This is a genomic window from Mycobacterium sp. GA-1285 (genome assembly GCF_001499905.1).
GTDB lineage: Bacteria > Actinomycetota > Actinomycetes > Mycobacteriales > Mycobacteriaceae > Mycobacterium.
Genome location: NZ_LQIS01000009.1, coordinates 22,882 through 46,276, shown reverse-complemented (window position 1 = coordinate 46,276; position 23,395 = coordinate 22,882). Strand labels below are relative to the sequence as shown.

Sequence of the window (23,395 nt, the reverse complement as noted above, 5' to 3'; positions counted from 1 at the left end):
CCAGCGAATAATTCGCTGTTAGGTGGGCACTAGCGGGAATGGTGCCGTGTCGATCTTGGCGGACGGATCGCCTGCCCGTCTCGTCCGGGAGCCTCAGCTCCACAACCCCGTCTCGTCGAGCCGAGCGATCAGCCGCCGAGCCCCGTCGGTGAACTCGCCGGCGGTCAGCGCGACGACGGTGTCGACGTCGCGCCGGCGCAGCGCCGCGGTGAGTTCTCGGTGGGTCGCCACCGCGGAGATCCCCCATCCCGGGTCGCCCGCGTAGATCTGCCCGGGCAGATACCGCGCGACGTGGAGAAGGAACCAGGCCAGCTTGATCCGGCCGGTCGACCGGTTGAGCGCGCGGTGGAACTCGAACTCCGCGGCGGCGATCTCCTCGACGTTGTGATGCGAGACAGTGAACGCCAACTCGTCGTTGAGCCGGTCCAACTCGTCGATCTCGTCGTCGGTGATCCGGGCAGCGGCCGTGGCCGCAAGCTCCCGCGCGATCGTCGCCTGCAGCCAGAAGATGTCCTCGACGTCGGCGCGCGTCATCGGCACCACCACGTGGCCGCGGTGCGGTTCGAGCTCGACCATGCCCTCACCGCGCAGGGTGCGCAGCGCCTCGCGCACCGGCGTGATGCTCACCCCGAGCGCGGCGGCGGTCTCGTCGAGCCTGATGAAGGTGCCCGGCCGCAGCACGCCGGTCATGATGTCGGCGCGCAGACGCCCAGCGACCTCGTCGGACAGTTGTTCACGCCGTACCCCCCGACGCGGCCTCGGAAGCCGTGCGGTCGGTGCGTTCACTGTGGTCTCCGGTGCGATCTGGCCATCGTTGACGAGGGCTTGTACCCGAGCGGCCGAGGCCATAGTGTGACCGGGGCAACACCATGTTTGATCAAATGTCAAACGCTCGCAACCCCGAAATCCGATGGAGCAGCAGCAGTTGACTTCCCCGACACCCCCGGAACCCGACCCCACCGCACAGCCGTACCTCGCTCGCCGACAGAACTGGACCAATCAGCTGGCACGCCACGCGTTGATGCAGCCGGACGCCACGGCTCTGCGCTACCTCGGCAAGACGACGACCTGGCGTGAACTCGACGAACGGGTGAACGCGCTGGCCGGCGCATTGAGCCGCCGCGGAGTGGCCTTCGGCGACCGGGTGCTGATCCTGATGCTCAACCGCACCGAATACGTCGAATCCTTCCTCGCGGTCAACAAGCTCGGTGCGATCGCGGTCCCGGTCAACTTCCGCATGACCCCGCCGGAGATCGCGTTTCTGGTCAGCGACTGCCAGGCCAAAGTCGTCATCACCGAGGCGGTGTTGGCCAACGTGGCCACCGCGGTGCGTGACATCCCCGATGTTTCGGCGACGCTGACCACCGTCGTCGTCGCAGGAGGCGCCACTGACAACGATGTGATCGGCTACGACGACCTGATCGCCGAGGCGGGCGACCCCGCAGCGGTCATCGACATCCCCAACGACTCCCCGCGCTGATCATGTACACCTCCGGCACCACGGGCCGGCCCAAGGGCGCGGTGCTCACACACACCAACATCGCCGGCCAGGCGCTGACGTTCCTGTTCACCAACGGCGCCGACATCAACAACGACGTCGGGTTCATCGGCGTGCCGATGTTCCACATCGCCGGCATCGGCAACATGATCCCCGGCCTGCTGCTGGGCCGGCCGACGGTCATCTATCCGCTGGGCGCCTTCAACCCCGACGAGTTGCTCGACGTCCTCGAGGCCGAACAGGTGACCGGGATCTTCCTGGTGCCCGCCCAGTGGCAGGCGGTGTGCACCGCACAACAGGCCCGGCCCCGTCAGCTGCGGCTGCGGGTGCTGTCCTGGGGCGCCGCGCCCGCGTCGGACACCCTGCTGCGCCAGATGGCCGAGACCTTCCCCGGCACCCAGATCCTGGCCGCCTTCGGCCAGACCGAGATGTCGCCGGTGACCTGCATGCTGTTGGGCGACGATGCGATCCGCAAGCTCGGATCGGTGGGCAAGGTGATCCCCACGGTGACGGCGCGTGTCGTCGACGACGACATGAACGACGTTCCGGTCGGTCAGGTCGGCGAGATCGTCTACCGCGCACCGACGCTCATGGCCGGTTACTGGAACAATCCCCAGGCCACCGCGGAGGCGTTCGCCGGCGGCTGGTTCCACTCCGGCGATCTCGTCCGTCAGGACGAGGAGGGCTACGTCTGGGTGGTCGATCGCAAGAAGGACATGATCATCTCCGGCGGGGAAAACATCTACTGCGCCGAGGTCGAGAACGCGCTCTCCGCCCACCCGGCGATCGCGGAGGTCGCCGTCATCGGCCGCCCGGATGAGAGGTGGGGCGAGGTACCTGTCGCAGTCGTGGCCCTCGGCGCGCCCGATCGAACGGATCTCGACCTGCGTGAGCTCGACGCGTTCCTCGACGAACGGCTCGCCCGGTACAAGCACCCGAAGGCCGTCGAGGTTGTCGATGCGTTGCCCCGCAACCCCGCCGGCAAAGTCCTGAAAACCGAACTGCGGGCACGGTTTGGGGCAACGAAGCCGGTTGACGCCGCCGAAAGTGCTTCCGGGCGAACGGTTTCTGCTGCGCCACAGACGAATTAGAGAACGGAATCGGATTTGCTAACGGTTACAGGCACAATCCGCCCGATGCCCTGCACGGCGGGAATCGCATCGGGTACATTCCTGTGGTCTGTCTTACTACCGACCGGTAGCGAGACGGGGACAACAACAATCAGGTCGGGGCAAGGAGGGGTCGTGCGACAGGGGCTGCCGGTGCACCGCGACAGTCGCCGTTGCGCCACGGGAGCACACTGGTGACGGCGTCGACCGGCGTTGTCGGTTACGTACGCGATCAGGTCAGACCCGGCCTGGAAGCGGTCGGCGGCTTCGTGCGCATGTGCGTTCTCGTCGGTAAGGCACTGCTCAAGCCGCCGTTCCAGTGGCGCGAGTTCATCCTCCAGAGCTGGTTTCTCATGCGGGTCGCGTTCCTGCCGACGCTCGCGGTCTCCATCCCGTTGACCGTGCTGCTCATCTTCACGCTCAACATCCTGCTGGCGGAGTTCGGCGCCGCGGACGTCTCCGGTGCGGGCGCCGCGATCGGCGCCGTCACGCAGCTCGGTCCACTGGTGACGGTGCTCGTGGTCGCCGGGGCGGGCTCGACCGCCATCTGCGCAGACCTGGGCGCACGCACCATCCGCGAGGAGATCGACGCGCTCGAGGTCCTCGGGATCGACCCGATCCACCGGCTGGTGGTGCCCCGCGTCGTCGCCTCCACCTTCGTCGCCCTGCTGCTCAACGGCGCGGTGATCACGGTCGGCCTGGTCGGCGGCTTCATCTTCGGCGTCTACCTGCAAAACGTCTCCGCCGGCGCGTACGTCTCGACGCTGACCCTGATCACCGGTCTGCCCGAGGTCGTCATCTCGATCATTAAAGCCATGACGTTCGGCCTGATCGCCGGCCTGGTCGGCTGCTATCGCGGCCTGACCGTCGCCGGCGGCGCGAAGGGTGTGGGGACCGCGGTCAACGAGACCCTGGTGCTCTGCGTCATCGCGCTGTTCGCGGTCAACGTGGTCCTGACCACGATCGGTGTCCGGTTCGGAACAGGGAGCTGACGTGTCGACGACAACCGTCCTGCGTTCTCGGTTTCCGCGGGGGTTCAGCCGTGCGCAGAACCTCGCCAGTGCGCCCGGGCGGTTCCTCGACAGCGTTGGGCACGTCGCGTGGTTCGTCATCACCGCGGTCGGGTCGATCGGCCACGCACTGCGCTACTACCGCAAGGAGACGCTGCGCCTGATCGCCGAGATCGGCATGGGCACGGGAGCGATGGCCGTGATCGGCGGTACGGTCGCGATCGTCGGCTTCGTGACGCTGTCCGGTTCGTCGCTGGTCGCGATCCAGGGGTTCGCCTCGCTCGGCAACATCGGTGTCGAAGCGTTCACCGGCTTCTTCGCCGCGCTGATCAACGTGCGCATCGCCGCACCGGTCGTCGCGGGTCAGGCGCTGGCCGCCACCGTCGGAGCGGGCGCGACCGCGGAGCTCGGCGCCATGCGCATCAGCGAGGAGATCGACGCCCTCGAGGTGATGGGCATCAAGTCGATCTCGTACCTGGTGTCGACCCGGATCATGGCGGGCTTCATCGTGATCATCCCGCTGTACGCGATGGCGATCATCATGAGCTTCCTGTCGGCTCAGGTGACCACCACGTTCTTCTACGGCCAGTCGATCGGCACCTACGAGCACTACTTCCGGACGTTCCTGCGTCCCGACGACGTCTTCTGGTCGTTCATCCAGGCAGTGATCATCTCGGTCATCGTGATGCTCAACCACTGCTACTACGGGTACTTCGCCAGCGGCGGCCCGGTCGGCGTCGGCGAGGCCGTCGGTCGCTCGATGCGCGCATCGCTGGTGGCGATCGTCTGTGTGGTCCTGTTCGCCTCGTTGGCGCTCTACGGCGTCGACCCGAACTTCAACCTGACGGTGTAGCGCGATGACCGCCCCACTCAACAACCCCCGCACCCCGCCGTACAAGCTGGCCGGGCTGGTGCTGACCCTGCTGGCCGTCGTCGGGCTGGTGCTGGTGTACATGCAGTTCCGCGGCGAGTTCCTGCCGCGCGAACAGTTGACGATGATCTCCGCGCGGTCGGGCCTGTCCATGGATCCCGGCGCCAAGGTGACATACAACGGTGTCGAGATCGGCCGGGTGGCGAACGTGGAAGCGGTCGACGTCGGCGGCCAGCCCAGGGCCAAGATCATTCTCGACGTGGACCCCAAGTACCTCGAGCTGATTCCGAAGAACGTCGACGCCAGCATCGATGCGACCACCGTCTTCGGCAACAAGTACGTCAACTTCTCGAGCCCGAAAAACCCGACACCGCAACGCATCACGTCGTCGGATGTGATCGACGTGACGACGGTGACCACAGAGTTCAACACCTTGTTCGAAACGGTCGTGTCGATTTCGGAGCAGGTCGACCCGATCAAGCTGAACCAGACACTCAGCGCGACGGCCGAAGCGCTCGACGGGCTGGGCGATCGCTTCGGCCAGTCGATCATCAACGGCAACGAGATCCTCACCGACGTCAACGCCAGGATGCCCGAACTCCGTCGGGACAACCGGCTGCTGGCCGACCTCGGCGAGGTGTACGCCAACGCCGCGCCTGATCTGTTCGACGGGCTGGAGAACGCGGTCACCACCGCCCGTACGCTCAACGAACAGCAAGGCAACCTGGATCAGGCCCTGGTCGCGTCGATCGGCTTCGGCAACATCGGTGCCGACATCTTCGAGCGCAGCGGACCGTATCTGGTGCGGGGTGCAGAGGACCTCGTCATCACCTCTGAGCTTCTCGACGAGTACAGCCCAGGGCTGTTCTGCACGATCCGCAATTTCCACGATGTGGAGCCCAAGGTGGCGGCCTCGCTCGGCGGCAACGGTTATTCGCTGCGGACGCTGTCGGAGCTGATGGGCGCGGCGAACCCGTACGTGTATCCGGACAACCTGCCGCGAGTGAACGCGCGAGGTGGTCCTGAAGGTCGTCCCGGCTGTTGGCAGCCGGTGACCCGCGACCTGTGGCCCGCGCCGTATCTGGTCATGGACACCGGTGCGTCGATCGCGCCGTACAACCACTTCGAGTTGGGCCAACCGATCCTGATCGAGTACGTCTGGGGTCGCCAAATCGGGGAGAACACGATCAACCCATGAAAATCACCGGTACCGCCATCAAGCTCGGCGCCTTCTCGCTGGTGCTGTTGCTGTTCACCGCGATCATCGTGGTGGTGTTCGGGCAGGTGCGCTTCGACCGCACCACCGGCTATACCGCGATCTTCTCGAGTGCCAGCGGCCTTCGCTCCGGACAGTTCGTCCGTGCCTCGGGTGTAGAGGTCGGCAAGGTGTCCAAGGTCGAGCTGACCAACGGCGGCACGCAGGCGAAGGTCGAGTTCAACGTCGACCGGTCGCTGCCGCTGTTCGAAGGCACCACCGCCTCGATCCGCTATCTGAACCTGATCGGCGACAGGTACCTCGAACTCAAGCGGGGCGACAGCGACAAGCGGATGCCCGCCGGCGCCACGATCCCGATCGAGCGCACCCACCCCGCGCTGGATCTCGACGCGCTGATCGGCGGGTTCCGGCCGGTGTTCCGGGCACTGGATCCCGACAAGGTCAACGAGATCGCCAAGTCGATCATCACCGTCTTCCAGGGCCAGGGCGGCACCATCAACGACATCCTCGACCAGACCGCCTCGCTGACCGCAGCGCTGGCGGACCGCGACCAGGCCATCGGCGAGGTCATCAGGAACCTCAACACCGTGCTGGACACGACGGTCAGGCACCAGGCGGAGTTCGACCAGACCGTGCAGGATTTCGAGAAGCTGATCACCGGACTGAAGAACCGCTCCGATCCGATCGCCTCCTCGGTCGCCGACATCAGCGACGCCGCAGGCACGGTCGCCGATCTGCTCGCCGACAACCGGCCGCTGCTGCAGAGCACCATCGGTCACCTCGAGACGATCCAGCAACCGCTGGTGGACCAGAGGGAGCAGTTGAACGACATTCTCGTCAGGCTGCCGACGGCGTTCAAGATCATCGGGCGGGCCGGCGGCATCTACGGCGACTTCTTCAACTTCTACGCCTGCGATATCTCGCTTCGCCTCAACGGGCTCCAGCCGGGTGGCCCAGTTCGGACCGTCAAACTGTTGACCCAGCCGTCGGGTAGGTGCACGCCGCAATGAGGACGCTCGAGGGATCGAACAGGGTCCGAAACGGGTTGATGGGCATCGTCATCCTGATCATCGTCATCGGCGTGGGGCAGAGCTTCGCCAGCGTGCCGATGCTCTTCGCGACACCCACCTACTACGCGGAGTTCTCCGACACCGGCGGCATCGGCAAGGGCGACAAGGTGCGCATCGCGGGCGTCGACGTCGGGCTGGTGCGCAACATGGAGATCCAGGGCGACAGGGTCAGGATCGGCTTCTCGCTCGCCGGCACGCAGATCGGCACCGCCAGCCGCGCGGCGATCCGCACCGACACGATTCTCGGCCGCCGCAACATCGAAATCGAGCCGCGGGGGTCCGATCCGCTGCGCGCCAACGGTGTTCTCCCGCTCGGCCAGACCACCACGCCGTATCAGATCTACGACGCGTTCTTCGACGTCACGAAGGCCGCCTCCGAGTGGGACACCCGGACGGTGCGGGAATCGCTGAACGTGCTCTCCGAGACCATCGACCAGACCTACCCTCACCTGAGCGCCGCGCTCGACGGGGTGGCCCGGTTCTCCGACACCATCGGCAAGCGCGATGAGGACATCAAGAAGCTGTTGCGCAACGCCAACGAGATCGCGGGCATCCTCGGTACCCGCAGCGAACAGATCAACCGTCTGTTGGTCAATGCCCAGTCGCTGCTGGGCGCCATCAACGAGCGCCAATACGCGGTCAGCATGTTGCTCGAGCGGGTCGGTGCGTTCTCCGAACAGGTCAAGGGCTTCATCGACGACAACCCGAACCTCAACAGGGTGCTCGAACAGCTGCGCGTCGTCAGCGACGTGCTGCGGGAACGGCGATTCGACCTGATGGACACGCTCGTCACCACCGCCAGCTTCGTGGCGTCGCTGGGTGAAGCGGTCGCTTCGGGTCCGTACTTCAAGGTCATGCTCGTCAACCTGCTGCCGGGCCAGATCCTGCAGCCATTCGTGGACGCCGCCTTCAAGAAGCGCGGGATCGACCCGGAGAAGTTCTGGCGTGACGCGGGCCTGCCCGCCTGGCGGTGGCCGGACCCGAACGCGCAGGGCTTCGACAACGGCGCACCGCCGCCCGGACCCGCCGTGATCGAGGGCACCCCGGAGAACCCGGGACCCGGTGTGCTGAAGGGATCGCCGTGCTCGTACACGCCCCCTGCCGACGGTATTCCGCGGCCGGGCGACCCGCTGCCGTGTGCGGACCTGTCCGTGGGTCCGTTCGGTGGACCACCGTACGGACCGCCGAACGTCGCAACCTCGGATCCGAACGTGCACGGTCCGCAGCCGTCGCCGGGTGTGCCCGCCGCGGCCATTCCGGGCCAGATCCCGCCGAACGTGCCTGGTGCGCACGGCCAGCTTCCGCCCGCACCGCCCGGCGCGCGCACCGTGCCCGTCGGCCCGATGCCCCCGCAACCGCCGGACTTCACGCCCGGTATCGCCCCGTTGCCACCGGCGCTGCCCGCGCCTGCGGTGCCGGGACCCGGGCAGCAGTTGGCCCCCGCAGGTCAGCCGCCGCTACCAGGGAATCCACCGTTCCTTCCGCCGGGATCGCAGCAGGGTTAGGGGGTTAGCAGATGTCGACGATCTTCAACGTCCGAAACCTGAAGCTGCCCACGGTGTCCCGCGCGGCCGTCATCATCGGCGCGCTGATCGTGGTGCTGGCGTTGGTGGCGGCCTTCATCGGCTACAACCTGTACAAGAAGTTGACGACGAACACCGTCGTCGCCTACTTCAGCGACACCCTTGCGCTGTATCCGGGCGACAAGGTGCAGATCATGGGTGTGCAGGTCGGCCAGATCGAGTCGATTCAGCCTGCCGGCGACCGGATGAAGGTCACCTTCAACTACGAGAACAAGTTCAAGGTGCCCGCCAATGCGACGGCATCCATTCTGAACCCCAGCCTGGTGGCGTCGCGCAACATCCAGCTGGCGCCGCCCTACACCGGCGGGCCGGTGATGGAGGACGGCGCCGTAATCCCGATCGAGCGCACACAGGTGCCGGTCGAGTACGACGAACTGCGTGACTCGATCAACCGCATCCTGACCGACCTCGGTCCGACGCCGGACCAGCCGAAGGGCCCGTTCGGCGACATCATCGAGTCGGCCGCGGACGGCTTCGCCGGGAAGGGCAAGCAACTCAACGCGACGCTGAACAACCTCTCGGAGGCGCTGTTCGCTCTGAACGAGGGCCGGAACGACTTCTTCGGCATCGTCAAGAGTCTGGCGCTGTTCGTCAACGCGCTGTACCGCAGCGATCAACAGTTCGTCGCGTTGAACAACGACCTCGCCGAGTTCACCAACGCGTTCACCAACACCGACCGGGAGGTCGCGAACGCACTGCAGGACCTCAACCAGCTGTTGACCACCACGCGGGCGTTCCTCGACGAGAACGCCGAGGTGCTGACCCACGACATCAACAACTTAGAGCAGGTGACGACGGCGATTCTGCAGCCAGAATCCCGCGACGGCCTCGAAACCGCGCTGCACGTGTTCCCCACGCTGGGCGCGAATCTGATGAACATCATCTCGCCGGTCACCGGCGGTGTGATGGGCATCCCCGTGATCAACAACTTCGCGAACCCGCTTCAGTTTGTGTGCAGCGCGATTCAGGCGGGGAGCAGGCTCGGATACCAGGAATCGGCGGAGATGTGTGCCCAATACCTCGCGCCCATCCTCGACGCGATCAAGTTCAATTTCCCGCCGTTCGGCGTGAACCAGTTCGCCTCGGCCCTGACGCTGCCCAAGCACATCGCGTACTCCGAGCCGCGTCTGCAGCCGCCGCCGGGTTACAAGGACACCACCGTCCCCGGCATCTGGTCGCGCGACACGTTGTTCTCGCACGGCAACCACGAACCCGGATGGGTCGCCGCACCGGGAATGCAGGGCGTCGACGTGCAACCGTTCACGGCCAACATGATGACCCCCGAGTGCCTCGCGGAACTGCTGGGCGGGCCCGACTGCGCGATCCCGGCCGCACCGCCCGCATTCGGCACCACCCGCGACGGCAATCTGCCCGGCCCGCCGAACGCCTTCGACCAGAACAACCCGCTGCCGCCACCGTGGTACCCGCAGCCGGGCCCGCCGCCGCCGCCGGCGCCGGGCGTGATCCCGGGTGATCCGGGCGGATCGCCGTTGGCAGGCCCCGCGCCTGCGCCCGCCGCCCCGGCGCCCGCGGGACCACCGCTACCAGCAGAGGCAGGTAGATGATGATCGCGCACAAGTGGAGAACGTCCGCGCAGCGCGCCCTCGCGCTGACCGCGATCGCGCTGGTGCTCAGTTCGTGCGGTTCTTGGAAGGGCATTGCCAACGTGCCGCTGCCGGGCGGCCCGGGCACCGGCCCGGACAAGACGACGATCTACGTGCAGATGCCAGACACGCTGGCGCTCAACGTCAACAGCCGCGTCCGGGTGGCCGACGTCTATGTCGGCCGGGTCCGCGCCATCGAGCTGAAGAACTGGGTCGCGACGTTGACCCTCGATCTGCAATCCGACGTCCGGCTGCCCAAGAACGCACTGGCCCGCATCGGCCAGACGAGCCTCCTGGGTTCACAGCACGTCGAGTTGGAACCTCCGCCGAACCCGTCACCGGAGCCGTTGCGCAACGGCGACACCATCCCGCTCGCGAACGCATCGGCCTACCCCTCGACCGAACGCGTGCTCGCCAGCATCGCGTCCATCCTGCAGGGCGGCGGGGTGCAGAACCTCGAGGTCATCCAGACCGAGATCTTCAACGTTCTCAACGGTCGGGCCGACCAGATCCGCGAGTTCCTCAACAAGCTCGACACGTTCACCGATGAACTGAATCAGCAGCGTCAGGACATCACACGCGCGATCGATGCCACCGACCGCCTGTTGTCGATCGTCGCGCAGCGTAACCAGACACTCGACCGCGTGCTGACCGAGTTCCCGCCACTGATCAAGCACTTCGCGGACACCCGCGATCTGTTCGCCGACGCCGTTGAAGCACTCGGACGCATCAGCCGGGCCGCGGACAATGCGTTGGCGCCGGTCAGCGACGACCTGCACACCAACCTGCAGAACCTGCAGCGGCCGCTCAAACAGCTGGGACGGGCATCGCCCTACCTCATCGGGGCGCTGAAGCTGATGCTCACGGCGCCGTTCTCGATCGAGAACGTGCCGAAAGTCGTCCGCGGCGACTTCCTCAACGCGTCGCTTACCGTCGACCTGACGCTGTCAGCCGTCGACAACGGCATCCTGTCGGGCACCGGCATCTCGGGCATGCTGCGCGCACTCGAGCAGGCGTGGGGACGAGACCCCGCCACGATGATTCCGGATGTGCGGTTCACGCCGAATGCACACAACGCGCCGAACGGCCCGCTGGTGGAACGGGGTGAGTGAGCTGTGTTGACGAGGTTCATCAAGATTCAGTTGGTGCTGTTCACCATCCTGACGATCGTCGCCGTGGTGGTGCTGGGCTGGTACTACCTGCGCATTCCGAGTCTCGTCGGCATCGGACAGTACGAGCTGAAGGCCGAACTTCCGCGGTCGGGTGGTCTGTACGCGACGGCCAACGTCACCTACCGCGGCACGCAGATCGGCAAAGTCACCTCGGTCGAGCCGACCGAGCGCGGCGCGTTGGCCGTGATGAGGATCGAGGATCGCTACAAGATCCCCGCCGATGCCACGGCCAACGTGCATTCGGTGTCGGCGATCGGTGAGCAGTATCTGGACCTCGTCTCGACGGGGAATCCGGATCAGTATTTGGCACCGGGATCGACGATCACCGAGAGCACGGTGCCCAGCGAGGTGGGTCCGGCGCTGGATGCGGCCAACCGGGGTTTGGCGGTGTTGCCCAAGGAGAAGATCGACAAGCTGCTGACCGAAACCTCGGAGGCGGTGGGGGGTCTGGGCCCGGCGCTGCAGCGGTTGGTCGATTCGACGACTCAAATCGCGCAGGGTTTCCAGGAGCATCTGCCCCAAGTCAACGACATCATCGAGAACGCCGCGCCGATCCTGGACAGCCAGGTCCAGTCGGGCGACAACATCGAGCAGTGGTCGCGCAACCTCAACGTGATCGCCGCGCAGGCGGCCGAGCAGGATGCCGCGCTGCGTAGCGGTCTACAACAGGCTCCGCCCACTCTCGACCAGGTGTCGGCGGTGTTCAGCGGGGTCCGTGACTCGCTGCCTCAAACATTGGCGAACCTGGCGATCGTCATCGACATGCTCAAGCGCTACAACAAGGGACTCGAACAGACGCTGGTGATCCTCCCTCAGGGCTCGGTGGCCGCGCAGGCGGGCACGCTGTTCGAGGATGTCGGACAGTTGCCGCTCGCGCTGTCGATCAACCAGCCTCCGCCCTGCCTGACCGGGTTCCTGCCCGCGTCCGAATGGCGTTCCCCGGCCGATGTCTCGATGGCGCCGCTGCCCCGTGGCACGTACTGCAAGATCCCGAAGGACTATCAGGCCAACGTGGTCCGCGGCGCCCGGAACTACCCGTGCGCCGACGTCCCCGGAAAACGTGCGGCGACTCCCATGGAATGCCGCAGCGACGAACCGTATGTCCCGCTGGGGACCAACCCGTGGTACGGCGACCCCAACCAGGTCTTGTCGTGCCCCGCGCCGGCGGCGCGCTGCGACCAGGGCGTCAATCCTGGCCGCGGCGTCATCCAAGCCCCGTCGGTCAACAACGGCATGAACCCCGCCCCGGCGAGCGACCTGCCGCCGCCCCGGGTCACGGCGCCGATCAGCGACCCGCTGACCCCGCCGGGACAGGGCAGCGTGACCTGCAGTGGACAACAGCCCAACCCGTGCATCTACACTCCGGCACCAGGGCCACCCGGCTCCACGGCGGTGTACAGCCCGACCAGCGGCCAGGTGGTCGGACCCGACGGCGTGAGGTACAACGTCAGCAACTCGAGCAACCCAGGAGACGACGGATGGAAGGAGATGCTGGCACCCGCCAGCTGAACCCCACCGATGCTGATGAGACGCCAGACGAGCCGTTAGCAGGATCTGCAGACAGCGCACCCCCGCAGGCACCCCCGCAGGAATCCGACACTGTAGAACGTGAGGCCGCGCCTCGCCGCCCGTCCAGGATCGGGCGCGGGTTGGCTGCCGGCATCTGTGCGGCGCTGCTGCTGTTGGCCGCCGCGGGCGGCGTCGCGGGATTCCTATTGTTCAGAAACGACCAGAAGGTCGCGGCCGCCGACCGTGCAGAGGCTGCCGCAGTGCAGGCGGCGAAGGACTGTGTGTCCGCGACGCATGCTCCCGACACGGCCACGATGACGGCGGCCCAGTCCAAGATCATCGAGTGCTCGACGGGTGATTTCGCCGTACAGTCCTCGCTGTATGCCGGGGTGCTGGCGGAGGCCTACCAGGCAGCTCAGGTCCAGGTGCAGGTGTCGGATATGCGTGCAGCCGTCGAGAAGCACAACGACGACGGAACATTCGACGTCCTCGTCGCGGTGCGAGTGAAGGTGACCAACTCCGACGTCGCCGATCAGGAGCAGGGATATCGACTCCGGGTGAAGATGGCGCCCGACGACGAAGGCGACTACAAGATCGCCAAACTCGACCAGGTCACCTCGTGACGTCGTTGACCGAAGCGCCTCCCGACTCGGCTGCCACCGACCTGGCCGTCGACGAACCGGTGGCGTCATGGTCGGCCAGGGCCGGCGCGTTCGCCGTCGACGTCCTGACCGGGCTCGCGGTGGTGGCGACGCTGGCGCTGGTGTCGCTGACCGCACCGCAGCGCAGTCCGCTGTGGTGGGGATATCTGGTGGCGATGGGCCTGGTGGTGCTGGCGATGGCGGTCAATCGCCTCGTGCTGCCGACAGCCGTGGGTTTCTCGCTGGGGCGTGCGCTCTGCGGTATCGCGGTCAAAAAGCGCGACGGTTCGCCGCCGGGAGTGTGGCGACTGCTCCTGCGCGACGTCGCGCACCTGCTCGACACCGCCGCCTTGTTCATCGGATGGTTGTGGCCGCGATGGGACCGGCGCGGCCGCACCTTCGCAGACCTGCTGCTGCGCACCGAGGTGCGTCCGGTGCCACCCCCGCAGCGCAACGTCCGCAAGTTAACCGCCGTCGTGCTGATCGTCGCGGCGCTGGCCTGTGCGGCAGCAGTCGCGGTGAACTACTGGGTGGTGTACCGACACGAGCGCGCGGTCGAGCAGACCAGACAACAGATCGCCGAACAGGGCCCGCGCGTCGTCGAGCAGATGCTGAGCTTCCAGCGCGACACCATGCAGGAGGACTTCGCGCGCGCACAGTCACTGGCCACCGACGGTTACCGGCAGCAGTTGATCGACCAGCAGAAGTCCGGACAGAACGCCGGTGTCAGCTCCAACGAGTATTGGGCGGTCAGCAGCGCGGTGCTCAAAGCGACGCCGGACACCGCGGAGATGCTGCTGGCGCTGCAGGGCCAGCGGGGCGACAACCCCGATGAGCTGAAGTTCATCACCGCCACCGTGCAGGTCGAGTTCACGAAATCCGGCGATGGTCAGTGGCGCGTCGCCGACCTCACCGTGCTGAAGCGGCCGCAGATGAATCCGCAGGGCCAATGAGCCCGCGGCGCAGAGTCGACGCCGACGAGCGGGACTTCTTCGAGGTGGAGCCGAAACCACCGCGGCGCTGGGGGCTGCCGATCATCGCCGCGGTCGCGTCGCTGTTCATGGCGGCCGCTATCACGGCGGGCTCGCTGATGTTGGTCAGCCATGAGGACCACCGCCGCACCGTCGCCAACGACCAGGCCGCGCTGGTCTACGTCAGCGAGTTCATGACCGACTACACGACGCTGGACCCCTTCGACGCCAATGCCTACGTGGACCGGATCCTGGCTCAGGGCACGGGTGAGTTCGCGAAAATGTTCAAGGAGAAACAAAACGAGATCCTGATCCAGGTCGCGCAGGCAGAGCCCACCAACGGCGCCGTGCTGGCCGCGGGTGTGCAGCGTTGGAACGACAACGGCAGCGCCGACATCCTTGTCGCGACCAAGATCTCCACGAAAGGGCCCGACGGCAAATCGACAGTCGAGAGTGGAAGTCGTTGGATCGCAACGACTATCAAGGAAGGACAGCAGTGGAAGATCAGCCAGCTGATCCAGGTGATCTGACCACCGAGCCCTCGGCGGAATCCACCCCGGCACCGCGTCGACGCCGGTGGTTCTCCCTTCGTCGCCGACAGGCGGAAACGGTTGTGGCAACACCGGATTCCGACGCCGCGGAGACGCAGGAGCCGACACCCGCAGCGGATGCGCCCGCCCCGCGACCGGTCGGCAAGGCGAAGCGCCGCGGCAGCACACGCGTCGAGGACGCGGACGACAAGGCCGTCGACACCGCGACCCAGGAGACACCCGCCCCCGACGAATCCGCGGTCGTGCCACACGAAGTGCGATTCGTGGCGCACCAACCCGCCGGCAAGAGGCTCGTCGCGGCGATGGTAGCGGCCGGCGTGCTGTTCGTCGGTGCCGCCGCGTTCGCCGCGTCGACCCTGCAGCCCTACTTGTCAGAACGAGCCGAGATCGACACCAAACTCGACGTCGCCCGTACTGCGGCCAGCGCGATCTCCACGCTGTGGACCTACACGCCCGACAACATGGAGACGTTGCCGGACCGGTCGGAGGCGTTTCTCGGTGGCGACTTCGCCTACGAATACCGCAAATACATCGACGCGATCGTCGCAACGAACAAACAAGCGCAGGTCACCAACACCACACAGGTGCTGGGCGCGGCGGTGGAGACGCTGACTCCCGACGAGGCCACCGCGATCGTCTACACCAATTCGGTGGCGACCAGCCCGATGAGCAAGAACATCCCTTCGCTGCGTTACCTGTCCTACCGGTTGACCATGGAGCGCCGGGATGCCAAGTGGCTGATCACCCGCATGTCGACCATCACGTCGCTGGATCTTACGCCGCAGCTGTAGTCGGGAAGCTGACGACGCGTGGCGGTCGAATCCCCTGTCTCGCAACGGTTGACGATCACCTGTCTACTGCTGCTCACGTTTGCGACAGGCCTGGTCGATGCGGTCAGCGTCCTCGAGCTCGGCCACGTCTTCGTGGCCAACATGACCGGGAACGTGATCTTCCTCGGATTTTGGCTGGTGCCGCATTCGGGTGTCGACGTGACCGCCGCGCTCGTCGCGTTCGCCGGCTTCGTCGCGGGCGCGGTGCTCAGTGGCCGGTTCACCCGCCACCTCGGGACACCTGTCCGCCGCTGGCTGGCGATCACCCTGGCGTTCGAGGTGGCGACGCTCACCGTCCTGTCGGTGCTCGCGGGAACCGGCGTGCTCGACTATCAAGACAACACGAAACTGCTTCTCATCGCCGGCCTCGCCGTGACGTTCGGCGTCCAGAATTCCACCGCCCAGCAGTTCGGTATCCAGGAGCTGTCGACCACGGTGCTGACGACGACGATCGTGCGGATCGGATTCGACAGCCGGTTGGCCGGTGGCACCGGCGAACGGGAGAAGCTGCGCTACAGCGTGGTGTTGGCGATGTGCGGTGGGGCTGCTCTGGGTGCGACGATGACCCGCTTCACCGTCGCGCCGATCATCGGACTCGCGGCTGTGCTGGTGGCGATCAGCGGCGCCTTGTTCTGGGTCGGCGAGAAGCGGGGCCGAGGCTAGTCTTGTCGTATGCCTTCGGTACTCGTCACCGGCGCATCACGCGGAATCGGCAGTACATCTCGGTGGTGATTCTGAACATCACCGACGCCGTGTTACGCCGGGCGTCCGGCCAACCCTGACCGATGGGGGAGTTCGTCAAGCGTAACCCCTCCGCGCCGCAGGGCTTCTTCGCCTGCGAAGCCGCTGGGCTGCAATGGCTTTCGGCGGTCGACGGAGGGGTGCCGTGCGCGACCGTACTCGGTTACGACGACACCAGTCTCACACTGGAACGGCTGCGGCGTGTTGCACCCAGCCGGTCAGCGGCGCGTGAGTTCGGGTGCCGACTCGCGCGCACCCACGACGCCGGAGCGGCGGCGTTCGGAGCACCGCCGGACGGGTGGGAAGGGCCGGGGTTCTTCGGGCCGATGCACGAACCGTTGCCGATGTCGTTGCGGGGGCATCAGCGGTGGGGCGCCTTCTACGCACGCGAGAGGCTGGCGCCCATGGCACGAGAGGCGGCCGACCGACTCGACGCGCAATGCCGTGCAGCGATCGACATGGTGATGGCGCGGTGCGGGGAAGGGGCTTTCGACGACGACGACCCGCCCGCGCGCCTGCACGGCGATCTGTGGAGCGGCAACGTGATGTGGACTCCGGACGGCGTGGTGCTGATCGACCCCGCCGCACACGGTGGTCACCGCGAGACGGATCTAGCGATGCTTGCGCTGTTCGGCTGCCCCAATTTCGACGAGGTGGTCGACGGCTACCAGTCCGTGCGGGCGCTGCGGCCCGGATGGCGCGGCCGGGCCGGATTGCACCAGCTTTATCCGCTGCTGGCTCACGTCGTGCTGTTCGGCGGAGGATACGCCCGGCAAACGGCGGCGGCCGCTCAGAGCGCCCTCGCGCTTTAGGCCATCAGCCAGACCCGCTGTGGCGGCCGAGGGTCGTCGGTGCGTTCATCCAGAAGCGCGAACCGCAATTTCAGGGCAACCGAGCGCGAATATCGGCAAAGGTTCGGCCGCCGTTCGAACCCAACGATCCGCAGCCGTGCCAGCAGCCACTCGCAATCCGATAAGTCTGCTTATTTGTCAAGCCAAAGAGTTTGCTCAATCAGCGCCCACGTGAGAGTGTGCCTGTTACGGTCACGTAAATAGCTGTTTCGTTCGAAAGGACCGGATCAGTGGCTGGTAGACACGGCAGGCACCGCAAGCGCAACCGAAGCCCGAAGAAAATCACCGCGATCGGTGCGGCCACCGCGACAGCCACGGCAATCACCATCGGCGCCGCCCCCCTGCCCGAGCCGCGGGACGATTCGAAGACGGTGGTAGACACCGACGTCAGACTGGCCGCGGCGGTGAATCAGTGGCCCGGACCCGACGAGATCCCCGACCTCACGTTCGGCCTCGGTCCGGCGGCGTACGACCTCGGCCAGGTCGCCGCCGAGGTGCTCATCCGGCTCGTAGTCGAGAACTTCAACCTCGCCGTACTCGCACAGGCGGCTGGCGCCGATCCGGAGACCGTGCTCGACAACCTGCTCGGCGGCGTGTTGGGGCAGATCCCGCCGGGTTTGCTCGCGGAGGTGGTCGGCGCGATTCCGATCAATGTCCCAGGAGTGGTCGGTGCCCTCGTCGACCCCCTCGGAATCGTCACCCCCGGCGTAGAAGAGCAGATCAGCAACCTGCTGGCCGGCTCGCTGCCCGGTACGCTCGGCGGCCTGCTCGAACTGGTCGGTGTCGACCTCAGCAACCCGTTCGATCTCTCCGACCTCCCCGGTCCGGTCAACCTGATCACCGCGGGTCCCGTTTTCACCGTGCTCAAGCTGTTGGGTGTCGATCTCGGGTGGGTGCCGGGCCTGCCGAACGCCATCGCCGACGCGGTCAACAAGACCCCGTACCTCGACGCGGAAGTCAGCCTTCAGTCCCTGCTGCGTGAGCTCGAGATCCTCGACCCGGTGCTGGACTTGATCGGTATCACGATCCCCGATATCGACGCCGTCGAGGTCCGGGTGCCGGTGGTACTGGGCATAGGGCTCGGCGCCTTCTCCGCCGGAGCGGCATACGAGCGGATCGTCGGGGATCTGGTGAATCAACCAGGCGGGGAGAACGCCGCCGAGCATCCGCTCCTGGGCAGCATCACCATTCTCCCGATGATCCTGCTGCGAAATCCCGGGCGCGCCAACGGCGGCATGTTTGCCCGCTTCTATCCCCTGTTCGGGCTGGCGGGTATCAAGACGGTCACCCCGGAAACGGAAGCCTCACACAGCGGGGGTATCCCGCTGTTGGACACCGGCCTATCCATCGGCGGCGCGAACCTCATCCCCATCAAGGTCGACGCGACGGTCCAGTACGACCTGCTGAGCGACTTCGCCGCATGGCCGAACCCTTTCTCGTTGGCCAACAACCTCTTTGCCGGACTGCTCCCGACGTACATGCTTCGTGGCGTCACGCTGGACCCCGAGCAGCTGGCGCAGCTGGACGACCTCGCGGAGCGCATCGCAAACGGCGATCCGCTCGCGGTCAACCTCTATCTGACGCTGCGCTCGGCGACCCTGCCGCTGCTCGAGCCGCTGTACCTCGCCGCAGACGTGCTCAACCTCGTCACACTCGGAGCGGTCGCGCGCTCCAATCCGTTCAGCATGGTGGCCAACGCGCTCGCCCCGGCGTTGACCAGCCTGGTAAACCTCGGCTACACCGACGTGTACTACAACCCGCAGACGGGCGGTTACGAGCGGACCCTCACCGAGGCCGGCGACCCCACGCCGTTCATGTCGTTCCCGAGTGTCGACTGGGGCCAGGTACCGGGCGTCATTCTCAACCAATTGGTCCAGGGCATCGTCAAGGAGTTCTTCAGCGGCGACCCGACTGTAGGCACGCCGAACGCCCTGACCAGTCTGCTCAGGTTCCTCACCGGCGGATCCCTATGGGAGACAACGCCTGTCACTGCGGTGGCCGAAATCGTCGAGGATGCTTTGGAGCAGGCCGCCGGCGATGTCGTCCCGGGCACCACGCGGGAGAACAGCGAACTCCCGTCGCCGACGGAGCTGCCCGACTCGACCTCGCGGATGCTCAGCCTCGTCACGGACCAACCGGAGGGTGCCGAGGAGCCCACCGACGAAACCCGCCCGGACCTCATCGAGAAAGTCGTCGTGCAGAAGCCCGCAGACGAAGTCGCCGTGCAAGCGGTGGCCACCGAGGAGCCCGCCAGCGAGGACGTGAAGACCGGCGAGGCCAGGACCGGCGAAACCAAGACCGGCGAAACCAAGACCGGCGAAACCAGGACCGGCGACGCCCGGGACGGTGACACGGCTTCGCCGACGACGGGCTACAAGCCGGGCAACAAGTTCAGCCCCAACACGGGCGCCAAGCCCGGCCCGCGGCATGCCAAGCCCGACAACGGCGAGCCGGTCAGGGCGATCCCGGGATCGTCACCCCGACATGCCAAGCCGGACAAAGACTCCGCCGGCACGAGCACCGGCGACGCGGACAGCGGCTCATCCGGCGCGGGGTCCGACGCCGCCGCCTAGTTGAACGCGAGCCAGCTAGGCACTCCTCGTTCACGCGAATCGCACAGCACCTGCCGTGTGTCGCAGGATCCGCGGGGCGCGCCCGCGCCGGTCCACATGCCGCCGGTGTCGCGGCGCAGCACGATCGACGACGAACCGCCGCCGTCGAGCAGTATGGCGGTGTCACTGCCCAACCCGCGGAACAGATCCTGGATCTGGTCAGGGGTGTAGCTCCCGCCCTGAAAGACGTACATCTCGTCCTTGTCCCTGGCGTATGCGAGCGCGGTGCGCGCCGCGCTCGGTCCGCCGCCGTTGAGCTGACCGGTCTCGCCGGGCGCGAGCAGGCCGATGCCGGCGACGGCGACGAACCGCACGCCCTCGTCCACCAGCCGTTGAATCACCGGTGACGCCGCGTCGTAATCGTCGGGACTGGCAGGCAGCACCACGTACGGCGCTCCGCCTACCGGAAGAATCATGGTGGACAACGCTTTCCAGTCCTCGTTGCCGCCGGACAACCCCTGCTTACCCGCATAGGCGATGGTGCCGGTCACCGCCATGTTCGCGCGTCCCTGGCCACGAGTGTTGTCGACGTAGGCGCCCAGCGGTGAACTGCATCCGGTCGACTTCCACGAGCCGCCTCGTTGACCGCGCACGTCGAAGAAGTTGGCGTTGATCGCGATCGTCGGCTGTCCGAGCGCCTGCCAGGCCTGCAGCGGAGTGAAGATCTCCGACGCCTGCCACAGTCCCTCGCCGGTGCGCGCGCGGGGGTCGCGTTCGCAGCGGGCCTGATAGCCGGTGTGCGAGTCGACCAGCAGGCGCGGCGCGAGACGTGTGGACGCCGACTTGATGATCATCAGACGCCCGCCGTTGGCGCCCTCGTACCAGCTGCCGCCGGCGTTGAGCATCGGGGCGGGATGGCCATCGCCGAAGTTGTAGACGAGGTAGGAACCGCGGGTGTTGGCGATGGCGTTGGCGAGCATCTCGCGTGCGTCCGCCGCCTTCGCGGCGGGGGCGGCCGCGGTCGTCGACACCATGGCGCACGTCAGCAGCGCCGCGACCGAGACCGCGAAGCGCCGGATGCTTGCCGATGCTGCCGACAACGGGACCCCTGGGAAGACGCTGAAACAGGACACCATCCATCACACCGTCAACAGCACCCACTTGCGTCACAAAGCGATCACGATCAGATTTCATCGTGTCGGCGCGTGGTATATCGGGTGAACGGGTAATCCGCTCAGCGACAGTCAACAAGACAGGGAGCAGAAATGATCGGAACCATCCTCAGCGCGCTCGTCGTCGGTCTCATCGTGGGCGCGCTCGCGCGGCTCATCATGCCGGGCAAGCAGAACATCGGCGTGATCATGACGATCGTTCTGGGCGCCCTCGGCTCGTTCATCGGGTCCTGGTTGACCTACCAGCTCGGTTACTCCAATTCCAATGGCGGCTGGGAGATCATTCCGTTCCTCGTGGGCATCATCGTCGCGATCGTGCTGATCGCGATCTACGTCGGCATCACCGGCCGACGCTCCGGTACGACCCGCGGAACCACCGTCCGCTAACGCCCCGGCGGGGCCAACCGGTACACCGCGTCGGCGTAGTCGTCGGTGATGTAGACCGCACCGTCAGGCCCGACCACCGCGGCCACCGGGCGGCCCCACCGCGCGCCGGCATCATTTTGGAACCCGCCGACCAGCGTCTGCTGGTCGGCGAGTTCGCCGTTGTGCCAGCCGAAGAAAGCCACCTCCGGGGCGAGCGGTGGTTCGCGGTTCCACGACCCGTGTACCCCGATGAGCGCACCGCGGGAATACGGGTCAGGCAACACGCCGTCGGTGAAGGCCATGCCCAGCGGAGCGGCGTGTGCGTCGAGGCTCTGTTCGATGGGTGGGAGCGCCGCACAGTCCAGGCGGCTGCCGTCGGCATTGGTCTGCACGTCGCGGATCAACGGCAGGAGCGCCGGACCGCCGTCGGGATTGCAGAAGGGCCAGCCTAATTCGCGGCCGGGCGTCAGTCGCGCAACCGATTCCGGGGGATGCAGGCTGACGTAATCCTGGCGGACTTCACCGGTCTGCGGGTCGGCGACGTTGTCGCGGTTGTTTACGGCGGTCCACACCGCCCCGTCCGGGGCGATGGCCAGGCCGGTTCCGTTTCGTACACCGGTCGCGAACGGCTCGGCGGGCCCACCTCCCGGGGGGACCCGCATGATCGTGGCGCGCGGTGGATCGGCGTCGCGGTCCTCGGCGGAGATGTTGCCCGTCGAGCCGATCGAGAAGTAGACGCTGCCGTCGGGGCCGATCGCGACGGACTTGAGTGCGTGGGCATATGCGCCCTGCAGGTCCGGACTCTTCGCGTCGGGCAGGTTCCCCGCGACGGTGCGCCGCCCCGTCGCCGCGCCGTCGGCGTAGGTGTAGGCATCGACCTGGTCGCTTTCGGCGACGTAGAGCGTGTCACCTGCGAACGCCAGCCCGTGCGGTTGGTCGAGTCCAGCGAGCAGTGTCGATTGGCGCGGTTGCCCATCGGTGGGCTGCAGCCGCAACACCTCGCCGGTACTCGGCTGTGACACCAATAGCACGCCGTCGGGCGCCCAGGCGGCCAGCCTCGCCTTCGGGATTCGCGCCCACACGGACATCGACCACCCGGCGGGAACAAGCGCACGGCGCGGCTCGTCGAACGGCGCCTGTGCCAGGCCCGGGTCGACCGCGACGGTCACCGCGGCCAGGTCATCGGTCGCTTCGGCGCTCGTCGGGGACTCACCCGTGGTCCCGTCCGGCGCCGGAGCGGTCTGGGGATCCGAGGAGCAGCCCGCCGCCAGCATCACACCGGCGACGCACGCAATCGCCTTATGCCGCAGCCAAACTCGCATGCATCTCCCAGACCAGAATCTCGGCGGGCGTGGTGGCGGTGACGCGCTGGCCCCCCGTACCGGTGAAACGAACGGCGTCACCCTCACCCAGGGCGCCCGCGCCCTCCAACGCGACCTCGCCGCGGGGCACGAACAGGTGCAGATACGGGGCGTGCGGCAGTTCGACGCTGTCGCCGGCTTGCATGCGCGCGCCGTGCAGGGCGGCGTAGGAGTTGCGGATGAAGATCGCGGTCTGGTCGCGATGCTCGGGCATACCGCTGGCGATCGTGATCAGACCGCCGCGCAAAAGTTCGTCATCGATTTCGAGCTGCTGGTAGCCGGGGTCGATCCCCGATTCGTCGGGGACCACCCACATCTGGACGAAATGCACCGGCTCGCTGTGGGTTTCGGTGCCGGTCAGCGTCCACGAGTCGTTCTTCTCCGAGTGCAGAATGCCGCGGCCGGCTGACATCCGTTGGGCCAGGCCCGGATAGATCACCCCGGAGTGTCCGGTGGAGTCCTGGTGTACCAGCGATCCGCGCAATACCCAGGTGACGATTTCCATGTCCCGGTGCGGGTGCGTGTCAAACCCAGCACCCGGCTTCACGATGTCGTCGTTGTTGACCAGCAGCAGACCGTGATGGGTGTTCTCCGGCTCGTAGTGGCTGCCGAAGGAGAACGAATGCCTGGAGTCCAGCCAGGAGATCGTGGTCTTCGCGCGGTCGTCGGCGCGGCGGATGTCGACGGTGGGGGCGGTCACGGCTTACCTCTCGCTCG

At 66.7% G+C, this 23,395-nt stretch carries 20 protein-coding genes and 1 pseudogene; 17 read left to right on the top strand and 4 right to left on the bottom strand.

Going from position 1 to position 23,395, the window contains the following annotated elements; genetic code table 11:
* Positions 1–93 precede the first annotated feature (93 nt).
* Positions 94–786: a GntR family transcriptional regulator gene (locus AU193_RS07180; RefSeq protein WP_253867675.1), complete on the bottom strand. Its 693-nt coding sequence runs from the start codon at positions 784–786 to the stop codon at positions 94–96.
* A gap of 124 nt (positions 787–910) precedes the next feature.
* On the opposite strand from AU193_RS07180, the pseudogene fadD5 reads away from it, so the two are divergent.
* The 16 genes and pseudogenes from fadD5 to AU193_RS07100 all read left to right on the top strand — a co-directional run bounded on the left by fadD5 (position 911) and on the right by AU193_RS07100 (position 19,800).
* A pseudogene (fadD5, locus tag AU193_RS07175) lies at positions 911–2,589 on the top strand (fatty-acid--CoA ligase FadD5).
* A 212-nt stretch (positions 2,590–2,801) separates the two neighbouring features.
* Positions 2,802–3,599: an ABC transporter permease gene (locus AU193_RS07170; RefSeq protein ID WP_064421679.1), complete on the top strand. Its 798-nt coding sequence runs from the start codon at positions 2,802–2,804 to the stop codon at positions 3,597–3,599.
* A gap of 1 nt (position 3,600) precedes the next feature.
* Positions 3,601–4,470 (top strand): ABC transporter permease, encoded by an 870-nt coding sequence (locus AU193_RS07165; RefSeq protein WP_064421678.1) that lies wholly within the window; start codon positions 3,601–3,603, stop codon positions 4,468–4,470.
* A 4-nt stretch (positions 4,471–4,474) separates the two neighbouring features.
* Complete coding sequence (locus AU193_RS07160) at positions 4,475–5,686, top strand: MCE family protein (RefSeq protein ID WP_064421677.1); 1,212 nt, start codon at positions 4,475–4,477, stop codon at positions 5,684–5,686.
* Positions 5,683–6,714, top strand: a complete 1,032-nt coding sequence (locus tag AU193_RS07155; RefSeq protein WP_064421676.1) for a virulence factor Mce family protein — start codon at positions 5,683–5,685, stop codon at positions 6,712–6,714. Before AU193_RS07160 ends, AU193_RS07155 begins: the two co-directional genes overlap by 4 nt.
* Positions 6,711–8,279 (top strand): MCE family protein, encoded by a 1,569-nt coding sequence (locus tag AU193_RS07150; RefSeq protein ID WP_064421675.1) that lies wholly within the window; start codon positions 6,711–6,713, stop codon positions 8,277–8,279. Before AU193_RS07155 ends, AU193_RS07150 begins: the two co-directional genes overlap by 4 nt.
* Positions 8,280–8,290: 11 nt before the next feature.
* On the top strand, positions 8,291–9,922 hold the full coding sequence (locus AU193_RS07145; protein ID WP_064421674.1) for a virulence factor Mce family protein: 1,632 nt from the start codon (positions 8,291–8,293) through the stop codon (positions 9,920–9,922).
* Positions 9,922–11,073 carry an MCE family protein gene (locus tag AU193_RS07140; RefSeq protein ID WP_172798236.1) on the top strand — a complete coding sequence of 384 codons (1,152 nt, stop codon included), beginning with the start codon at positions 9,922–9,924 and terminating at the stop codon, positions 11,071–11,073. Before AU193_RS07145 ends, AU193_RS07140 begins: the two co-directional genes overlap by 1 nt.
* Before the next feature lie 3 nt (positions 11,074–11,076).
* Positions 11,077–12,642: an MCE family protein gene (locus tag AU193_RS07135; RefSeq protein WP_064421672.1), complete on the top strand. Its 1,566-nt coding sequence runs from the start codon at positions 11,077–11,079 to the stop codon at positions 12,640–12,642.
* Positions 12,612–13,265 carry a hypothetical protein gene (locus AU193_RS07130; RefSeq protein WP_064421671.1) on the top strand — a complete coding sequence of 218 codons (654 nt, stop codon included), beginning with the start codon at positions 12,612–12,614 and terminating at the stop codon, positions 13,263–13,265. Before AU193_RS07135 ends, AU193_RS07130 begins: the two co-directional genes overlap by 31 nt.
* On the top strand, positions 13,262–14,236 hold the full coding sequence (locus AU193_RS07125) for an RDD family protein (protein WP_064421670.1): 975 nt from the start codon (positions 13,262–13,264) through the stop codon (positions 14,234–14,236). The genes AU193_RS07130 and AU193_RS07125 overlap by 4 nt, the downstream gene beginning before the upstream one ends.
* On the top strand, positions 14,233–14,784 hold the full coding sequence (locus AU193_RS07120) for a hypothetical protein (protein ID WP_064421669.1): 552 nt from the start codon (positions 14,233–14,235) through the stop codon (positions 14,782–14,784). The genes AU193_RS07125 and AU193_RS07120 overlap by 4 nt, the downstream gene beginning before the upstream one ends.
* Positions 14,751–15,596: a hypothetical protein gene (locus AU193_RS07115; protein ID WP_064421668.1), complete on the top strand. Its 846-nt coding sequence runs from the start codon at positions 14,751–14,753 to the stop codon at positions 15,594–15,596. Before AU193_RS07120 ends, AU193_RS07115 begins: the two co-directional genes overlap by 34 nt.
* 18 nt (positions 15,597–15,614) lie before the next feature.
* A complete protein-coding gene (locus AU193_RS07110) occupies positions 15,615–16,298 on the top strand; it encodes a YoaK family protein (RefSeq protein ID WP_064421667.1) in 684 nt (227 codons plus the stop codon).
* A 122-nt stretch (positions 16,299–16,420) separates the two neighbouring features.
* Positions 16,421–17,188 carry a fructosamine kinase family protein gene (locus AU193_RS07105; protein WP_064421666.1) on the top strand — a complete coding sequence of 256 codons (768 nt, stop codon included), beginning with the start codon at positions 16,421–16,423 and terminating at the stop codon, positions 17,186–17,188.
* A gap of 269 nt (positions 17,189–17,457) precedes the next feature.
* Positions 17,458–19,800 (top strand): hypothetical protein, encoded by a 2,343-nt coding sequence (locus tag AU193_RS07100; protein ID WP_064421665.1) that lies wholly within the window; start codon positions 17,458–17,460, stop codon positions 19,798–19,800.
* Here the strand turns inward: AU193_RS07100 and AU193_RS07095 are convergent.
* Positions 19,797–20,813 carry a phosphodiester glycosidase family protein gene (locus AU193_RS07095; RefSeq protein WP_371259159.1) on the bottom strand — a complete coding sequence of 339 codons (1,017 nt, stop codon included), beginning with the start codon at positions 20,811–20,813 and terminating at the stop codon, positions 19,797–19,799. The two genes, AU193_RS07100 and AU193_RS07095, sit on opposite strands and share 4 nt — an antisense overlap.
* A gap of 231 nt (positions 20,814–21,044) precedes the next feature.
* Here AU193_RS07095 and AU193_RS07090 point away from each other — a divergent pair, with 231 nt between their 5' ends.
* Positions 21,045–21,338, top strand: coding sequence for a GlsB/YeaQ/YmgE family stress response membrane protein (locus tag AU193_RS07090; RefSeq protein ID WP_064421663.1), 294 nt, complete (start codon positions 21,045–21,047; stop codon positions 21,336–21,338).
* Here AU193_RS07090 and AU193_RS07085 read toward each other — a convergent pair.
* Both AU193_RS07085 and AU193_RS07080 read right to left on the bottom strand, forming a co-directional pair.
* Entirely contained in the window at positions 21,335–22,639 is a 1,305-nt protein-coding gene (locus AU193_RS07085) for a sorbosone dehydrogenase family protein (protein ID WP_064421662.1), read from the bottom strand. The two genes, AU193_RS07090 and AU193_RS07085, sit on opposite strands and share 4 nt — an antisense overlap.
* Positions 22,617–23,378: a pirin-like bicupin family protein gene (locus tag AU193_RS07080; RefSeq protein WP_064421661.1), complete on the bottom strand. Its 762-nt coding sequence runs from the start codon at positions 23,376–23,378 to the stop codon at positions 22,617–22,619. Before AU193_RS07080 ends, AU193_RS07085 begins: the two co-directional genes overlap by 23 nt.
* Positions 23,379–23,395 lie beyond the last annotated feature (17 nt).

Excerpts from the sequence above, each read along its gene's own strand:
- AU193_RS07160 (WP_064421677.1), top strand. The coding sequence starts at position 4,475 with ATGACCGCCCCACTCAACAACCCCCGCACCCCGCCGTACAAGCTGGCC.
- AU193_RS07155 (WP_064421676.1), top strand. The coding sequence starts at position 5,683 with ATGAAAATCACCGGTACCGCCATCAAGCTCGGCGCCTTCTCGCTGGTG.
- AU193_RS07150 (WP_064421675.1), top strand. The coding sequence starts at position 6,711 with ATGAGGACGCTCGAGGGATCGAACAGGGTCCGAAACGGGTTGATGGGC.
- AU193_RS07145 (WP_064421674.1), top strand. The coding sequence starts at position 8,291 with ATGTCGACGATCTTCAACGTCCGAAACCTGAAGCTGCCCACGGTGTCC.
- AU193_RS07140 (WP_172798236.1), top strand. The coding sequence starts at position 9,922 with ATGATCGCGCACAAGTGGAGAACGTCCGCGCAGCGCGCCCTCGCGCTG.
- AU193_RS07130 (WP_064421671.1), top strand. The coding sequence starts at position 12,612 with ATGGAAGGAGATGCTGGCACCCGCCAGCTGAACCCCACCGATGCTGAT.
- AU193_RS07120 (WP_064421669.1), top strand. The coding sequence starts at position 14,233 with ATGAGCCCGCGGCGCAGAGTCGACGCCGACGAGCGGGACTTCTTCGAG.
- AU193_RS07105 (WP_064421666.1), top strand. The coding sequence starts at position 16,421 with ATGGGGGAGTTCGTCAAGCGTAACCCCTCCGCGCCGCAGGGCTTCTTC.
- AU193_RS07095 (WP_371259159.1), bottom strand. The coding sequence starts at position 20,813 with ATGGTGTCGACGACCGCGGCCGCCCCCGCCGCGAAGGCGGCGGACGCA.
- AU193_RS07090 (WP_064421663.1), top strand. The coding sequence starts at position 21,045 with ATGATCGGAACCATCCTCAGCGCGCTCGTCGTCGGTCTCATCGTGGGC.
- AU193_RS07085 (WP_064421662.1), bottom strand. The coding sequence starts at position 22,639 with ATGCGAGTTTGGCTGCGGCATAAGGCGATTGCGTGCGTCGCCGGTGTG.